The following is a 14572-nucleotide window of genomic DNA, read 5'->3' on the forward strand; positions in this document are numbered from 1 at the left end:
ACGATAACGAGTCTTAGCCGATCACGAACAGCGGCTGGCCGAATTCGACGGGCTGGCCGTTTTCCACCAGGATCTTGGTGATGGTGCCGGAGAGGTCGGCATCGATTTCATTGAGGAGCTTCATCGCTTCGATGATGCACAGGGTATCGCCTTCCTTCACATTGGCGCCGACTTCGACGAATGCCGGGGCGCCCGGGGACGACGAGCGGTAGAAGGTACCGACCATCGGCGACTTCACGACATGGCCGGTTTCTACCGGCGCAGCGGCCGGCTCGGCTGCTGCGGGTGCCGGGGCTGCGGCGCCCTGGACTGCCGGTGCCTGGAATTGCTGCACGCCTTGCGGCGGCACCATGACCATCTGATTCTGCGGGATTGCCGAGGACTTGACGATACGAACCTTGCTTTCGCCTTCGGTCACTTCGAGTTCAGCGATATCCGATTCGGCGACGAGGTCGATCAATGTCTTGAGTTTTCTTAGATCCATGTGAAACCCCTGGAATTATATGTTTATGAGGATGCGGTGCGGAACTGCTCGCAAATCCGCACGGAATGCGTGAAGTTGACGTAGATTAACGCTCTTTGAGTGCAAAGTCGATGGCAAAGCGATATCCATCAGCGCCCAGTCCGCAAATCGTGCCTTGCGCAATCACGGACAAAAACGAATGGTGCCGAAACTCCTCACGCTTATAAATATTAGACAGGTGCACTTCCACAAACGGAATGTCCACCGCGGCCAGCGCATCGCGCAAGGCCACACTGGTATGCGTCAGTCCGCCCGGGTTGATGACGATGGCGTCGACCGCTTCCTGCCTGGCGGCATGGATACGGTCGATCAGCGCGCCTTCATGGTTGCTCTGGAAGCAGGCAATGCTTGCGCCCGCCGCCACCGCCTGGCGCGTCGCGGCCTGTTCGATGTCGGCCAGGGTGGTGGCACCGTACACTGCAGGCTCACGCGTCCCCAGCAAATTCAGGTTGGGGCCATTGAGCAGCAGGAGCTTTTTCGCCATGATGAACCGTCTGTTTGCCCGAAAGACAGGCATTTTGCCGCCAACATTACGTATTGGCAAGCGATATAAGGAAGTGCGAAAGGAAGTGAACGACCGTTCGCGAATGCTTCGGGCCGCCTACAGCTTGGCCAGGTCGGCACGCAACTGGTCGAACTTCAGCTTGCCCAGGTAGGTCTTGATCACCTTGCCATCGGCGCCGATCAGCACCGTGTAAGGCAGGCCGCCGTTGGTGTTGCCGAGCCCGCGCGCCAGGTCGGTCGCTCCCATGCCGCCGACGTACAGCGGATAGGCGACCTTGGTCTTTTGCGTGAACTGGACGAGATTGCTGGGCGAATCGATGCCGATGCCGATCACATGGAAGCGCTTGCCGCCGTCCTTGGCCGCCAATGCCGACAGTTCCGGCATCTCCTGCACGCAGGGCGCGCACCAGGATGCCCAGAAATTCACCAGCAGCGGCTTGCCTTTCCATTGCGCCAGCGATTGCGGCTTGCCGGTCAGGTCGTTCAGCGACTGCGCGTACAGGGCGGCACCGGAATTGGCCGGGGCGGCGCCGGCCGCGGCCTTGCCGTCCTGCTTGACGGCGGCAATCGCGCCGAGGGTGGTAAATGCGGCGGCCACGATCAGGTAGGCGGCCAGGCGCGGCTTGTTAACCTTCTTATTCATCTTGCTCCAGGGTTTCGTCAGTCATCATCAGGGCGCGCAGGCCCGCCAGGTCGACGCGCTGCAGGCGGCCGTCGGCACGGGGTTTCAGGGCACCGCGCAAATCGTTCATGTCATACAGTTCGGCGTGGACCGGTTCCTTATGCCACATGAAACTCACGGTCTCGACCGGATCGTGGCGACCACCCTTGAAGTGCGGGGTTTCCGAGATGTCGATATCGACGTTCCGGTTCAGCAGCCAGATCTCGACTTCCTTGGCGCTGTCCGCAAACAATTGCAGGTGGATGTCGTCATGTTCGCCGGCGGTGCCGTTCAGGACCGCGCCGGTGAGGTAGGGCCGGAACTCGGCCAGCGCTTCCATCACTTCCAGCGCGGCGCCGCGCAAATGCTTGAGGCGCGCCGCCTGGGCCGGTCCCTGGAACAGGGACTGGTAGCGGCGCACCTCGTCTGCGACTTGTATATTGTCGGGCAAATAATTCGGGGCAGGGCGGTCGACCCCCAGCACCTGGCGCGCCGCCTTGGCCTTGGCGGTGGCGTAGTCGGCGCCATCCTGGGCGATCATGCGCGCGGCCGTCGCAGCGATGCGGGTGCGCAACTGTTGGAGGTCATCATTTGAATTCGGCATCATGTCTCAGATCATACTCTTGAACGGAAAATGGCATCGCGTCGGGTAAAATCGCGTATTCCTTTATTTCCCTGCATCTTTTTCGACCACCATGCACATCCATATTCTCGGCATCTGCGGCACCTTCATGGGTGGGCTGGCTGTCCTGGCCAAGGAAGCCGGCCACCGTGTCACCGGCTGCGACGCCAACGTCTATCCCCCGATGAGTACCCAGCTCGAAGCCCAGGGCATCGAACTGATCCAGGGATATGGCCCGGAACAGGTCGCGCTGGAACCGGATCTGTACGTGGTCGGGAACGTGATGACGCGCGGGAATCCGCTGATCGAGGAAATCCTGAATCGCGGCCTGCCTTATGTATCTGGCCCGCAGTGGATCGGCGAACATATCCTGCGTAATAAATGGGTGCTGGCGGTGGCCGGTACCCACGGCAAGACCACGACCACCTCGATGCTGGCCTGGATCCTGGAAGATGCGGGTTACTCGCCGGGCTTCCTGATCGGCGGCGTGCCGATGAACTTCGGCATCTCGGCGCGCCTGCAGGGCGACAAGGATTCCGACTTTTTCGTGATCGAAGCCGACGAGTACGACACCGCCTTCTTCGACAAGCGTTCCAAGTTCGTGCATTACCACGCCAAGACCGCGGTCTTGAACAACCTGGAATACGACCACGCCGACATCTTCCCGGACATCGGCGCCATCGAGACCCAGTTCCACCACCTGGTGCGCACCGTGCCCGGCGTCGGCCGCCTGGTCGTGAACGGCGACGAAGCCTCGATCGGCCGCGTGCTCAAGCGCGGCTGCTGGAGCGAGAAGGAAGCCTTCGGCGTGGCCGAGGGCGTGGACTGGAGCCTGGTCGAGCATCCGGGCGGCGCCAGCTTCGACGTCATCTTCAATAAGGAAGTGCAGGGCACCGTGCACTGGGACTTGAGCGGCCACCACAACCGCACCAATGCGCTGGCCGCGATCGCCGCCGCGCGCCACGTCGGCGTGCCACCCGCGCAGGCGATCGAATCGCTGTCGCGTTTCCAGAACGTCAAGCGGCGCATGGAAGTGCGCGGCGTGGTGAACGGCGTGACGGTGTACGACGACTTCGCCCACCATCCGACGGCGATTGCGACCACGGTGGGCGGCCTGCGCCAGAAGATCGGTACGTCGGGGCGCATCCTGGCCGTGCTGGAACCGCGCTCGAACACCATGAAACTGGGCGCCATGAAGGATGCGCTGCCGGGCAGCCTGAAGGATGCCGACCTGGTGTTCGGCTTCGGCAGCCAGCAGGCGCTGGGCTGGTCGCTGGCCGACGCCTTGAAACCGCTGGGCAACATTGCCCACAGCTTCGACCAGATCGACTATATGGTGCAGGCGATCGTGCAGGCGGCCCAGCCGGGCGACCATATCCTGGTGATGAGCAACGGCGGCTTCGGCGGCGTGCACCAGAAACTGCTGGAAAGCCTGGCGGCATGAGCGGGCGTCCGCATATCCTTTATCTGCACGGCTTCCGCTCGTCGCCCCGCTCGTACAAGGCGCGCGTGGTGCACGGGCGCATGGCCGAGCTGGGGCGCGCGCATGAACTGATCTGTCCCCAGCTGCCGGCCTCGCCGAAAGCCGCGATGGACCTGGTGCTGACACTGGCCGGGCGTTACGCCGACAAGGGACCGGATCAGATCGCCATCATCGGCTCCTCGCTCGGCGGCTTTTATGCGACCTGGCTGGCCGAGCGCTTCGGCTGCCGCGCGGCGCTGGTGAACCCGGCGGTCGATCCGCTGAAAGACCTGGACAAGCACGTCGGCGTGACGACCGCCTGGCACTCGGATGAGCCGTTCGAGTTCAAGCGCGCGTACATCGACGAGCTGGCCGCGCTGAAAGTCGACAGGATCACGCGTCCGGAACGTTACTTCCTGCTGGCGGCGACCGGCGACGAAGTGCTGGATTATCGCGACATGGTCGCCCATTACGCCGGGGCGCACCAGCATGTGATCCAGGGCAGCGATCACGCCGTATCGGAATTCGCGCAATATGTCGACGAGGTGCTGGCATTCTGCATGACGGCAGCGCCGGCGTGAGGGCGACTTGAGAACGCCATCGCTGCGCCAGGCCCGCTGGCTGGCGCATTCCGCGGGCGTGCGCGCACCGGCCGCGATGCGCGGCTGGCTGGCCACGCCCGGTTCGCTGACCGCGCGCCTGGTGGCGCACAGCCGCGCTTTTCGGGTGCAGAAGGTGCGCCAGGCGGGCGCGCTCTGCCTGGCGGACGAGGCCGAGGCACTCGGCCTGGCGCGCCGCCAGCGCGTGTGGGAGCGCGAGGTGCTGCTGCGCTGCGACGGTCGCCCGGCGGTGTACGGCCACACGGTGGTGCCGCTGGACGCCACGGCGCACGACTGGCCGCTGTTTTCGGCACTGGGCGAGCGCTCGCTCGGCACCACGCTGTTTTACGATCCGCTGGTCCGGCGTGGCCGGCTCGAATTTGCCCGGATCCGGCCGGGCCACCCGCTGCTGGCGCGCGTGCGCGCGGCGCTTGGCCCGGAGGCGGACAATGCACTGGCGGATCCGGATGCGACTTATTATGCCCGGCGCTGCGTCTACCGCCGCCGTCAAGGCCTGCTGCTGGTCACCGAGGTATTCTTGCCTGCGGTACTGGACCTGGCGCCGGCCGCAACCAACATGAACCTGAAATAGATTATGAACGTATTTTTCGAAGAGTCCGGCGATTTCAAGGTCGGCACCGTGCTGTCGCAGGCCGGCGAGGCCTACCAGGTCGAGATGCCGAGCGGGAAACGCACCAAGGTCAAGACGCGCGACGTGCTGCTGCAGTTCGAGAAGCCGGATCCGGCCACGCTGCTGGAGCAGGCCAAGGCGATCGCGGCGGACGTCGACCTCGAATTCCTGTGGGAAGTCGCCGGCGACGAGGAATTCGGCTTTGCCGAACTGGGCGCCGAGTACTTCGGCCACGCCCCGCTGCCGGCCGAAGCGGCCGGCCTGGTGCTGGCCCTGCACGGTTCGCCCATCTATTTCTACAAGAAGGGCCGTGGCCGCTACAAGGGCGCGCCCGAACAGTCGCTGCGCGCGGCGCTGGCCGGCATCGAAAAGAAGAAGCAGCAGGCCATCGTACAGGCGTCCTACGTCGAGGAACTCAAGGCCGGCCGCCTGCCGGAAGCGCTGCAGCCGCTGGTCCAGCAGCTGCTGTTCAAGCCGGACAAGAACAGCATCGAATACAAGGCGCTGGACACCGCCGCCACCGAACTGCAGACCACCCAGCCGCGCTTGATGCTGGCGACCAAGGGCATCGCCTCGGCCAAGGAGCTGCACATGGGGCGCTTCCTGTTCGAGCACTTCCCGCGCGGCGCCGGTTTCCCGCCGGTCGAGGTACCGGCGGCGCCGGCCGACCTGCCGCTGGCCAAGGTGGCGGCGTTCTCGATCGACGACGTGACCACCACCGAGATCGACGACGCCTTCTCGGTCGAGACCCTGGACGACGGTACCGTACGCGTCGGCATCCACATCGCGGCGCCGGGCCTGGGCATCCGTCCGGACGACGCCATCGACAAGATCGCGCGCGCGCGCATGTCGACTGTCTACATGCCGGGCGATAAGATCACCATGCTGCCAGATGAGGTGGTGAACGCATTCACGCTGGCCGAGGGCAAGGATTGCCCGGCGCTGTCGCTGTACGCGGTGCTGGATCCGTCCACCTGGACCGTCCTGTCGACCACCACGCGGGCCGAGCGGGTGCCGATGAAGAGCAACCTGCGCCACAACGACCTCGACGAACTGGTGAATGAAGAGACCCTGGCCAGCGGCGAGGGCGAGTATCCGCACAAGACCGAGCTTGGCCTGCTGTGGCAGTGGGCGCTGCAACTGGAAGCCGGCCGCATGAAGAAGCGCGAAGCCTTCGGCCTGAAACCGGAACAGGCGAACCGCGTCGACTTCAATTTCTACGTCGAGGACGACGTGGTCACCATCGTGCGCCGCAAGCGCGGGGCGCCTCTGGACAAGATCGTGGCCGAGCTGATGATCTTCGCCAACAGCACCTGGGGCAAGCTGCTGCACGACTCGGGCGTGCCCGGCATCTACCGCTCGCAAGGTCCGGGTGCCGGCGGCTGGAACGCCAAGATCCAGGTGCGCATGGTGACCCACGCGGCGCCGCACCAGGGCCTGGGCGTCGACCAGTACGCCTGGAGCACTTCGCCGCTGCGCCGCTATACCGACCTGGTCAACCAGTGGCAGATCCTGGCCTGCGCCTCGAACGGCGTGACCGCGCCGCTGGTGGCGCCGTTCAAGCACCGCGACGCGACCCTGTTCGCGATCGTATCGAGCTTCGACGCCGCCTACGGCGCCTACAACGACTTCCAGCAGAACATGGAGCGTTACTGGTGCCTGCGCTGGCTGGGCCAGGAACAGGCGAAGCAGGTCGACGCCGTGGTGCTGAAGGACGAGGTGCTGCGCCTGGTCGACATCCCGCTGGTGATCCGCCTGCCGGGCATGCAGCAAGTGGCACGCGGCGCCCAGGTGCGGCTGGACATCGTGCGCTGGGACGAGGTCGACCTGTCGCTGGAGGCGCGCCTGCTGGAAGTGGCGGCCGTGGCGCCGTCGGAAGAACTGGCGCTCGAGGATGAGGAAGAGGGCAGTGACAGCGGCGAGGCGGCGGCGGTGGAAGGCGCCGAGGCGGAAGGCGCGGTGACCGTGGTCGATCCGGAGACGCAGACCGACGTGACGGCCGAGCCGCAGGCGCCGCAGGCGGCTGCCTGATCGTCATGGGGTGGGCATGATGTGCCCACCTTGCAACCCCGCGCACCGATACTTTCCCGCAACACTCGCAAACTCCCGCTCGCGCACGGTAGAATGGATCATTCCCTGACTCCAACCCTCCCTCCCCGCAGCGCGTGAAGTACTCCCGACAACAACGTCCCCTGATGATCGCCGTCGCCGTTTCGGTGCTGGCGCATGCGGCCCTGCTGGCGGTCCATTTCGCCGCGCCGGATGCGTTCCGGCTGCAGCCGGCCGATCCGGGGCTCGAAGTCATCCTGGTCAACGCCAAGCACCAGCGCGCGCCGCTCAAGGCCGAGGCGCTGGCCCAGGCCAACCTGGATGGCGGCGGCAATGCCGACGCCGGGCGCGCGCAGTCGCCGCTGCCGGACCTGAAGCGCATCGAGAACGGCGACAGCATGGAGGCCCTGCAGCGCCGCATCGCCGAACTCGAGCAGCAGCAGAAGAACGTCATGAGCCAGGTACGGCCCTCTAACTATGCCAGCGCCCCGGTCGCGGAGCAGGTCCGGCCCGACCCGAACCGCAACGGCGCCGACAACCTCGACACCACCAAGTCCATCGCGCGCATGTCGGCCGAGATCACGCAGCGCATCTCGGACGAGAACAAGCGTCCGAAAAAGACCTTCATCAGCCCCAGCACCCAGGAAGTCGGCTACGCCATGTACTACAAGGCGATGCAAAAGCGGGTGGAGGAGGTCGGCACCCTGAATTTCCCGCAGCAGAACGGCAGCAAGCTGTATGGCGAGCTGGTGGTCTACATTCCGGTGTTCCAGGACGGCAGCCTCTACGAAAAAGAGGGCGGACCGCGCATCGAGCGCAGTTCCGGCAACCCGGCGCTGGACAAGGCCGCGCTGGCCATCGTGCGGCGCGCGGCGCCGTTCGGGAAGTTCCCGGCCAACATGCGCTCGTCCGACAAGGACGACCTGTGGATCGTGATCACCCGTTTCAAATTTACCCGGGAAGAAAAGCTGCAGGCCGAACTGCGCGGAGAAGGATGAGATGACAGACCAGTATTCAGCCGACCGCTATTGTGTGATCGGCAACCCGATCGCCCACAGCAAATCGCCCGAGATTCACGCCGCCTTCGCGGCCACGAGCGGCCAGGACCTGGTGTACGAACGCTGCCTGGCGCCGCTAGACGGTTTCGCCGGCACGGTGCGGCGCTTGGTCGCCGAAGGCTATCGCGGCGCCAACGTCACCGTGCCTTTCAAGCTGGAGGCGGCAGCCATCGCCACCCGCCTGTCCGCGCGCGCGCGCCTGGCGGGCGCCGTCAATACGCTGCGCTTCGAGGGTGGCGAGATCGTCGGTGACAACACCGACGGCCCGGGCCTGGTGGCCGACATCGTGCGCAATGCCGGTGTGGCGCTGGCCGGCAAGCGCGTACTGCTGCTGGGGGCTGGCGGCGCGGCGCGCGGCATCGTGCTGCCGTTCCTGGAGCAGGGCCCGGCCGCGATCGTGATCGCCAACCGCACCCGTGCCACTGCCGACGCGCTGGTCGAGCAGTTTGCCGCGCATGCGTCCCACCCCGGGCAGGTGAGCGCGGTCGGCATGGACGCCATCGAAGGCGTGTTCGACGTGGTCGTCAACGCGACCTCGGCCAGCCTGGCGGCCGACATGCCGCCGGTACCGGCAGCCAGCTTCGGGCCGGACACGCTGGCGGTCGACATCATGTATGGCAAGGAGCCGAGCCAGTTCATGGAATTCGCGGCCTTGCATGGCGCCGCGGTGCGCGACGGCCTCGGGATGCTGGTCGAGCAGGCCGCGGAGGCGTTTGCGCTGTGGCGCGGCGTGCGGCCGGCCACCATGCCGGTGCTGGTGCAACTGCGTTCAAGCTTATGAGCACGGCGCTGAAGATGGGGGCGGCGGCCTCACGTTCAAAAAGTGGTGGCCGGCACTCCGGCGGCCGGCGCTGGCTGAAATGGCTGGTCATCGGGCCGGTGCTGGCGGTGGTGCTGGTGCAGCTGTATTTCTTCCTGATGATCTGCTGGTGGACCCAGTTCAATCCGTCGTCGACCAGCATGATGCGCACCCAGCTGTCGGCGCTGCGCGAGACCAATCCGAACGCCAGGCTGGAACAGGCGTGGGTGCCGTACGCGCGCATCTCGAACAACCTGAAGCGCGCCGTAATCGCCTCCGAAGACGCGAATTTCGCCGAGCACGACGGGGTCGACTGGGATGCGCTGGAAAAAGCCTACGAACGCAACAACAAGCGCCATAAAGTGGTCGGCGGCGGCTCGACCATCACGCAGCAGCTGGCGAAGAATCTGTTCCTGTCCGGCTCGCGCAACTACCTGCGCAAGGGCCAGGAACTGGTGATCGCCTACATGCTGGAAGCGGTGATGAGCAAGCAGCGCATCCTCGAGATCTACCTGAACGTGGTCGAGTTCGGGCGCGGCGTGTTCGGCGCCGAAGCCGCCGCACGCCACTACTACCGCGCGCCGGCCGCCAGCCTGAGCCCGGCCCAGGCCGCCCGCCTGGCCGTCATGCTGCCCAACCCGCGCTACTACGACGCCCACCGCCAGACCAACTACCTGGCACGCCGTAGCGCCATCATTCAACGCCGCATGAACGCCGCCGACCTGCCGTAGGTCAAACCGGGGTCAGAGCCCGATTTTTGGCAAGATCCTTTTGGTAACTTCAACAGTTGCTTTGTCCCGGACGGGGTATTGCTAAGCGGATGTTGCCAATATCCGGGCTCTGCCCCCGGTTTGAGGATGGGCAACGGGGCAAATTCTTGCCGACGGGGTGGCCGGGCTCAGGGCTTACGGGTACACTTGCGCTGTTTCCGAATCCCGGCCGAGAAAGCAGCGCATGATCAACGTATTTGTCCTACAAAATGGCCGACTGAACCAGGTACCCATCGCTTCCCGTGCCGATCTGGAGAACGCATCGGCCGTGTGGGTCGATCTCACCGATCCCACGGATGCCGAGCGTGCCTGGGTCAAGACGACCTATGACGTGGTCTTGCCGGGCGAGGACGAGGTATCCGATATCGAGGCGTCGGCGCGCTATTACGAAGGCGAAAACGGCGACCTGCACCTGCGCACCGACTTCCTGCGCGAGGAAGAAGACGGCCCGTCGCGCATCGTCACCGTCGCTTTCATCCTGGCCAAGAAAATCCTGTTTTCGGTCCATAACGACGAGCTCCCGGTGTTCCGCCTGGTGCGCCTGCGCGCGCGTTCGCGGCCTGGCTCGATCGAGGATTACATGGACGTGCTGCTCGACCTGTACGCGACCGACGCCGAGTACTCGGCCGATGCGCTCGAAGGCATCTACGAGAGCCTGGAAGAGGTCAGCCAGCGCGTGCTGCAGAAGGAATTCACCGACCAGGACGCGGCCGCCGCGCTGAATGCGATCGCGCACGAGGAAGACTTGAACGGCCGCATCCGCCGCAACATGATGGACACGCGGCGCGCGGTCAGCTTCCTGATGCGCGGCCGGCTGCTGAACGGCGACCAGTTCGAGGAAGCACGCCAGATCCTGCGCGACATCGAATCGCTGGACGGCCACACCTCCTTCCTGTTCGACAAGATCAACTTCCTGATGGACGCCACCGTCGGCTTCATCAACATCAACCAGAACAAGATCATCAAGATCTTCTCGGTGGCCTCGGTCGCCTTCCTGCCGCCGACCCTGATCGCCAGTATCTACGGCATGAACTTCGAGTTCCTGCCCGAGCTGCATTGGAAGATGGGCTATGGCTGGTCGCTGAGCCTGATGATCGTCAGTGCGATTGCGCCTTTCCTGTATTTCCGGCATCGGGGCTGGCTGAAGTAAGCCGCCATCACCGTCGTCCCCACTCGCGCGGGGACGACGTATTAGGCTATTCAAAACGATCGCTAACTAGTATGTTCACTATCTTTCAGTTGACTTTTGAATGAGAATCGTTATCATTCGCGCTTAGTTTCCGCTGTCTATCACCGCCAGCGGATTACCTCTTTCCGCTCAACTGATGGGATACCGATGAAAATGCAAGCGTCCGCCGCCCGGCGTCTGAAGCTCAACCGACTCGCCGTACTGATGGGCGCCGCCATGCCGCTGCTCGCGCAGGCGCAGGCTGCCCAGGACGCAGATAGCGCCATCCAGCAGGTGCAGGTGACCGCCCAGCGCAGCGCGAATTCGTACACCGCCGGTTCCACCCGCACCGCCACGCCGCTGGACCTGTCGCTGCGCGAGACGCCGCAATCGGTATCGGTGGTGACGCTGCAGCGCATCGAAGACCAGCGCATGCAGACCGTGACCGACGTCGTCAACAACACCACCGGCGTCTCGGTCAACCAGTATGAAACCAACCGCGGCCAATTCACTGCACGCGGCTTCGAGATCGACAACCTGCAGATCGACGGCCTGCCCACCACCTACGAACAGCAGTGGAGCGGCGGCGAAGTCGCATCCAGCCTGGCGATCTACGACCGCGTCGAAGTCGTGCGCGGCGCCACCGGCCTGATGACCGGCGCCGGCAACCCGTCGGCGGCGATCAACCTGGTGCGCAAGCATGCCGACAGCAAGCAGGTGACCGGCTGGGTCGAGGCCGGCGTCGGCAGCTGGAACGAGCGCCGCGTGATGGGCGACGTGTCCACGCCGCTGAACGCATCGGGCAGCGTGCGCGCACGCGTGGTCGGCGAATACACTGACGCCGACAGCTGGATCGACTACGGCGGCTCGCGCAGCAACACGCTGTACGCCACGGTGGCGGCCGACCTGACCCCGCGCACGCTGCTGCAGGCCGGCTACAGCCGCCAGGAGAGCCGCGCCCAGAGCCCGATGTGGGGCAGCCTGCCGTACTGGTACAGCGACGGCACCCCGACCAACTGGGACGTCTCGAAGACCAGCAGCGCCGCCTGGAGCCGCTGGCCGACCACCTATGGCAATGCCTTCGTCGACCTGCAGCACACCTTCGACAACGGCTGGAAGGTCCACGCCGTCTACAACAAGGCCAAGCGCGACGGCGATGCCTACCTGCTCTACCTGTCGGGCCGTCCCGACCGCGTGACCGGCCTGGGCATGAGTGCCTATCCGGCCAACTACGTCAACCATACCGACCAGGAAGACATCGGCCTGCATGCCGGCGGCGCCTTCGAACTGGGCGGGCGCCGGCACGAAGCCGCTTTCGGCTACATGCGCATGAAGCAGGACTTCCAGGCCGACAACCGGCCGTCGGACATCTTCCCGGTCCCGGGCGATTTCAACAACTGGAACCCGGCGGCCTTCCCGCAACCTAATTGGGGCGAACGCCAGTTCTACCAGGACCGTCATACGAAGCAGGAAGCCCTGTACGGCGTGGCACGCTTCGCGCTGGCCGATCCGCTCAAGCTGATCGTCGGCGCCCGCGTCACCGACTACGAGCGTTCCGGCAGCGGCGGTTTCGCCCCGGACTACCGGATCAAGCACGACCACGAAGTGACGCCGTACGCCGGCCTGGTCTACGACATCAATAAAACCTATTCGGCCTACGCCAGCTACACCGACATCTTCCAGCCGCAGAATGCCCTCGACCTGGCGGGACGCATGCTGGACCCGATCGAAGGCAAGAACTACGAAGCCGGCATCAAGGGCGAGTTCCTCGACGGCCGCGTGAACGGTTCGCTGGCGGTATTCCAGGTCAAGCAGAACAACCTGGCCCAGGCGGTCGACAAGATCGACCGCGGCGGCCCGCTCGGCCCGGAAACCTATTATGTCGCCTCCGAAGGCGCCAAGAGCGAAGGCTTCGAATTCGAACTGTCGGGCGAACTGGCCAGGGGCTGGAGCGCCAGTGCCGGCTACACCCAGTACCGCATCAAGGATGCGGCAGGCGCCGACATCAACAGCATCTACCCGCGCCGCCTGCTGCGCGTGTTCACCACCTACCGCCTGCCGGGCGCATGGGACAAGCTGAGCGTGGGCGGCGGCGTGAACTGGGAAGGCGAGACCTACACGATCGTGCCCAACGCCCCGGCGAACACCAATGGCGGCCGCGTCGAGCAGGAAGCGTTCGCCCTGGTCAACCTGATGGCGCGCTACGAGTTCAGCCGGCAGCTGTCGGCGCAGCTGAACGTCAACAACGCGTTCGACAAGAAGCACTTCGGCTTGTCGGCCGCGTATGAAGGCGTGAACTACCAGGCGCCGCGCGGCGCATCGCTGACGCTGCGCTACCGTTTCTGACGACTAACCGAGGCTTATCCCATGCGCGCCTTCTGGACCCTGATCCACCGTTACCTCGGTCTCCTGACCGCCGGCTTCCTGTTCGTCAGCGGTCTTACGGGCGCCGTGATCTCCTGGGACCACGAGCTGGACGACCTGCTCAACCCGCACCTGATGGAAGCGAAGAGCGCGGGCACGCCGCAGTCCGCGCTGGCCCTGGCGCAGCAGGTCGAGGCGCGCCATCCGCAGGTGCGCGTGTCCTACCTCGTGCTGCAGCCGGAAGCGGGCAAGTCGCTGGCGCTGGGCGTGTCGCCGCGCTTCGACCCGGCCACGAAGGAACTGGCCACGCCCGGCTTCAACCAGGTCTTCGTCGACCCGGTCAGCGGCGCGGAACTCGGCAAGCGCGAGTGGGGCGCGGTCTGGCCGATCACCCAGGAAACCTTCGTCTCCTTCCTCTACAAGCTGCACTACACGCTGCACCTCCCCGAGATGTGGGGCACCGACCGCTGGGGCTGGTGGCTGATGGGCGGCATCGCGATGATCTGGATGGTGGACAGCTTCGTCGGCTTCTACCTGACGCTGCCGGTGCGGAAAAAGAAGGCGGCGCTCGCTGCGTCGCCTGCCGTGAGTGCCAACAATGCGGGCAAGACCTGGTGGCAGCGCTGGCAGCCGGCCTGGAAGGTGCGCTGGCAGGGCGGGTCATCGAAACTGAACTTCGACCTGCACCGCGCCTTCAGCCTGTGGACCTGGATCCTGCTGTTCATCCTCGCGTTTACGGCCTTCTCGCTGAACCTGTACAACGAAGTCTTCTATCCGGTGATCAGCAAGGTGTCGAAAGTGACGCCGACGCCCTTCGACACCCGTCCGATGATGGACAAGCAGCACCTGATCGAGCCGCGCATCCCGCTCGCCGAGGTCATCGCGCGCGCCGGCGCCGAAGGGCAGCGCCGCCAGTGGAGCGACCCGGTCGGTGCCGTCTACTATTCGCAGGAATTCGGCATCTACATGATCAGCTTCTTCAAGCCGGGCGGCGACCACGGCACGGGCGGCGTCGGCCCGGCACTGCTGTACTACGACGGTGTGAATGGCAAGCTGCTGGGCCAGCGCCAGCCGTGGAAGGGCACCGCTGCCGACATCTTCGTGCAGGCCCAGTTCCCGCTGCATTCGGGCCGCATCCTCGGGCTGCCGGGGCGGATCCTGATTTCGGCGATGGGTCTGGTGGTGGCGATGCTGAGCGTGACCGGGGTGATCATCTGGTGGCGCAAGCGGGCGTCGCGCGCGGTGGCGGCGATCCAGCGGCGGGCGGTGATGCGGGAAGCGTAAGAAAATTCGGGTCAAATTCGGGGTCAGAGCACAATCATAAATACATGATTGTGCTCTGACCCCGAATTTGACCCCGAA

Annotated in this window: 14 protein-coding genes; 10 read left to right on the forward strand and 4 right to left on the reverse strand. The window is 65.0% G+C overall.

The features are described from left to right. Positions 1–13: 13 nt before the first annotated feature. From accB to U1H99_RS02020, 4 genes are all read right to left on the reverse strand, one after another. On the reverse strand, positions 14–484 hold the full coding sequence (gene accB, locus U1H99_RS02005; protein WP_323140105.1) for an acetyl-CoA carboxylase biotin carboxyl carrier protein: 471 nt from the start codon (positions 482–484) through the stop codon (positions 14–16). Positions 485–569: 85 nt separating this feature from the next. Further along, complete coding sequence (gene aroQ, locus U1H99_RS02010; protein ID WP_323140106.1) at positions 570–1007, reverse strand: type II 3-dehydroquinate dehydratase; 438 nt, start codon at positions 1005–1007, stop codon at positions 570–572. Positions 1008–1124: 117 nt separating this feature from the next. Next, a complete protein-coding gene (locus U1H99_RS02015) occupies positions 1125–1670 on the reverse strand; it encodes a TlpA family protein disulfide reductase (RefSeq protein ID WP_323140107.1) in 546 nt (181 codons plus the stop codon). Further along, the gene (locus U1H99_RS02020) at positions 1663–2295 is read right to left on the reverse strand and encodes a hypothetical protein (protein WP_323140108.1); all 633 of its coding nucleotides are present in this window, start codon (positions 2293–2295) and stop codon (positions 1663–1665) included. Before U1H99_RS02020 ends, U1H99_RS02015 begins: the two co-directional genes overlap by 8 nt. A gap of 88 nt (positions 2296–2383) precedes the next feature. On the opposite strand from U1H99_RS02020, the gene mpl reads away from it, so the two are divergent. From mpl to U1H99_RS02070, 10 genes are all read left to right on the forward strand, one after another. Then, the gene (gene mpl / locus U1H99_RS02025) at positions 2384–3754 is read left to right on the forward strand and encodes a UDP-N-acetylmuramate:L-alanyl-gamma-D-glutamyl-meso-diaminopimelate ligase (protein ID WP_323140109.1); all 1371 of its coding nucleotides are present in this window, start codon (positions 2384–2386) and stop codon (positions 3752–3754) included. After that, positions 3751–4353 carry a YqiA/YcfP family alpha/beta fold hydrolase gene (locus U1H99_RS02030; protein ID WP_323140110.1) on the forward strand — a complete coding sequence of 201 codons (603 nt, stop codon included), beginning with the start codon at positions 3751–3753 and terminating at the stop codon, positions 4351–4353. Before mpl ends, U1H99_RS02030 begins: the two co-directional genes overlap by 4 nt. A 7-nt stretch (positions 4354–4360) precedes the next feature. Further along, positions 4361–4963, forward strand: a complete 603-nt coding sequence (locus U1H99_RS02035; RefSeq protein ID WP_323140111.1) for a chorismate--pyruvate lyase family protein — start codon at positions 4361–4363, stop codon at positions 4961–4963. Positions 4964–4966: 3 nt separating this feature from the next. Next, a complete protein-coding gene (locus U1H99_RS02040) occupies positions 4967–7033 on the forward strand; it encodes a ribonuclease catalytic domain-containing protein (protein ID WP_323140112.1) in 2067 nt (688 codons plus the stop codon). Positions 7034–7197: 164 nt separating this feature from the next. Further along, positions 7198–8049 carry a TonB family protein gene (locus U1H99_RS02045; RefSeq protein ID WP_323140113.1) on the forward strand — a complete coding sequence of 284 codons (852 nt, stop codon included), beginning with the start codon at positions 7198–7200 and terminating at the stop codon, positions 8047–8049. Between the two features lies 1 nt (position 8050). Continuing rightward, a complete protein-coding gene (gene aroE / locus U1H99_RS02050; RefSeq protein WP_323140114.1) occupies positions 8051–8890 on the forward strand; it encodes a shikimate dehydrogenase in 840 nt (279 codons plus the stop codon). A 14-nt stretch (positions 8891–8904) separates the two neighbouring features. Next, positions 8905–9639, forward strand: coding sequence for a monofunctional biosynthetic peptidoglycan transglycosylase (gene mtgA, locus U1H99_RS02055; protein WP_323141195.1), 735 nt, complete (start codon positions 8905–8907; stop codon positions 9637–9639). A gap of 223 nt (positions 9640–9862) precedes the next feature. Next, positions 9863–10828: a magnesium/cobalt transporter CorA gene (gene corA, locus U1H99_RS02060; RefSeq protein ID WP_323140115.1), complete on the forward strand. Its 966-nt coding sequence runs from the start codon at positions 9863–9865 to the stop codon at positions 10826–10828. Between the two features lie 186 nt (positions 10829–11014). Beyond that, positions 11015–13192 carry a TonB-dependent siderophore receptor gene (locus tag U1H99_RS02065; RefSeq protein WP_323140116.1) on the forward strand — a complete coding sequence of 726 codons (2178 nt, stop codon included), beginning with the start codon at positions 11015–11017 and terminating at the stop codon, positions 13190–13192. A 21-nt stretch (positions 13193–13213) separates the two neighbouring features. Continuing rightward, positions 13214–14494: a PepSY-associated TM helix domain-containing protein gene (locus tag U1H99_RS02070; RefSeq protein WP_323140117.1), complete on the forward strand. Its 1281-nt coding sequence runs from the start codon at positions 13214–13216 to the stop codon at positions 14492–14494. Positions 14495–14572: the final 78 nt, after the last annotated feature.

This window comes from Massilia phyllosphaerae, assembly GCF_034659755.1.
Taxonomy (GTDB): Bacteria; Pseudomonadota; Gammaproteobacteria; order Burkholderiales; family Burkholderiaceae_D; genus Telluria; species Telluria phyllosphaerae.

Coding starts and splice junctions, on each gene's coding strand:
- accB (WP_323140105.1), bottom strand. CDS start 484: ATGGATCTAAGAAAACTCAAGACATTGATCGACCTCGTCGCCGAATCG.
- aroQ (WP_323140106.1), bottom strand. CDS start 1,007: ATGGCGAAAAAGCTCCTGCTGCTCAATGGCCCCAACCTGAATTTGCTG.
- U1H99_RS02015 (WP_323140107.1), bottom strand. CDS start 1,670: ATGAATAAGAAGGTTAACAAGCCGCGCCTGGCCGCCTACCTGATCGTG.
- U1H99_RS02020 (WP_323140108.1), bottom strand. CDS start 2,295: ATGATGCCGAATTCAAATGATGACCTCCAACAGTTGCGCACCCGCATC.
- mpl (WP_323140109.1), top strand. CDS start 2,384: ATGCACATCCATATTCTCGGCATCTGCGGCACCTTCATGGGTGGGCTG.
- U1H99_RS02030 (WP_323140110.1), top strand. CDS start 3,751: ATGAGCGGGCGTCCGCATATCCTTTATCTGCACGGCTTCCGCTCGTCG.
- U1H99_RS02040 (WP_323140112.1), top strand. CDS start 4,967: ATGAACGTATTTTTCGAAGAGTCCGGCGATTTCAAGGTCGGCACCGTG.
- U1H99_RS02045 (WP_323140113.1), top strand. CDS start 7,198: ATGATCGCCGTCGCCGTTTCGGTGCTGGCGCATGCGGCCCTGCTGGCG.
- aroE (WP_323140114.1), top strand. CDS start 8,051: ATGACAGACCAGTATTCAGCCGACCGCTATTGTGTGATCGGCAACCCG.
- mtgA (WP_323141195.1), top strand. CDS start 8,905: ATGGGGGCGGCGGCCTCACGTTCAAAAAGTGGTGGCCGGCACTCCGGC.
- corA (WP_323140115.1), top strand. CDS start 9,863: ATGATCAACGTATTTGTCCTACAAAATGGCCGACTGAACCAGGTACCC.
- U1H99_RS02065 (WP_323140116.1), top strand. CDS start 11,015: ATGAAAATGCAAGCGTCCGCCGCCCGGCGTCTGAAGCTCAACCGACTC.
- U1H99_RS02070 (WP_323140117.1), top strand. CDS start 13,214: ATGCGCGCCTTCTGGACCCTGATCCACCGTTACCTCGGTCTCCTGACC.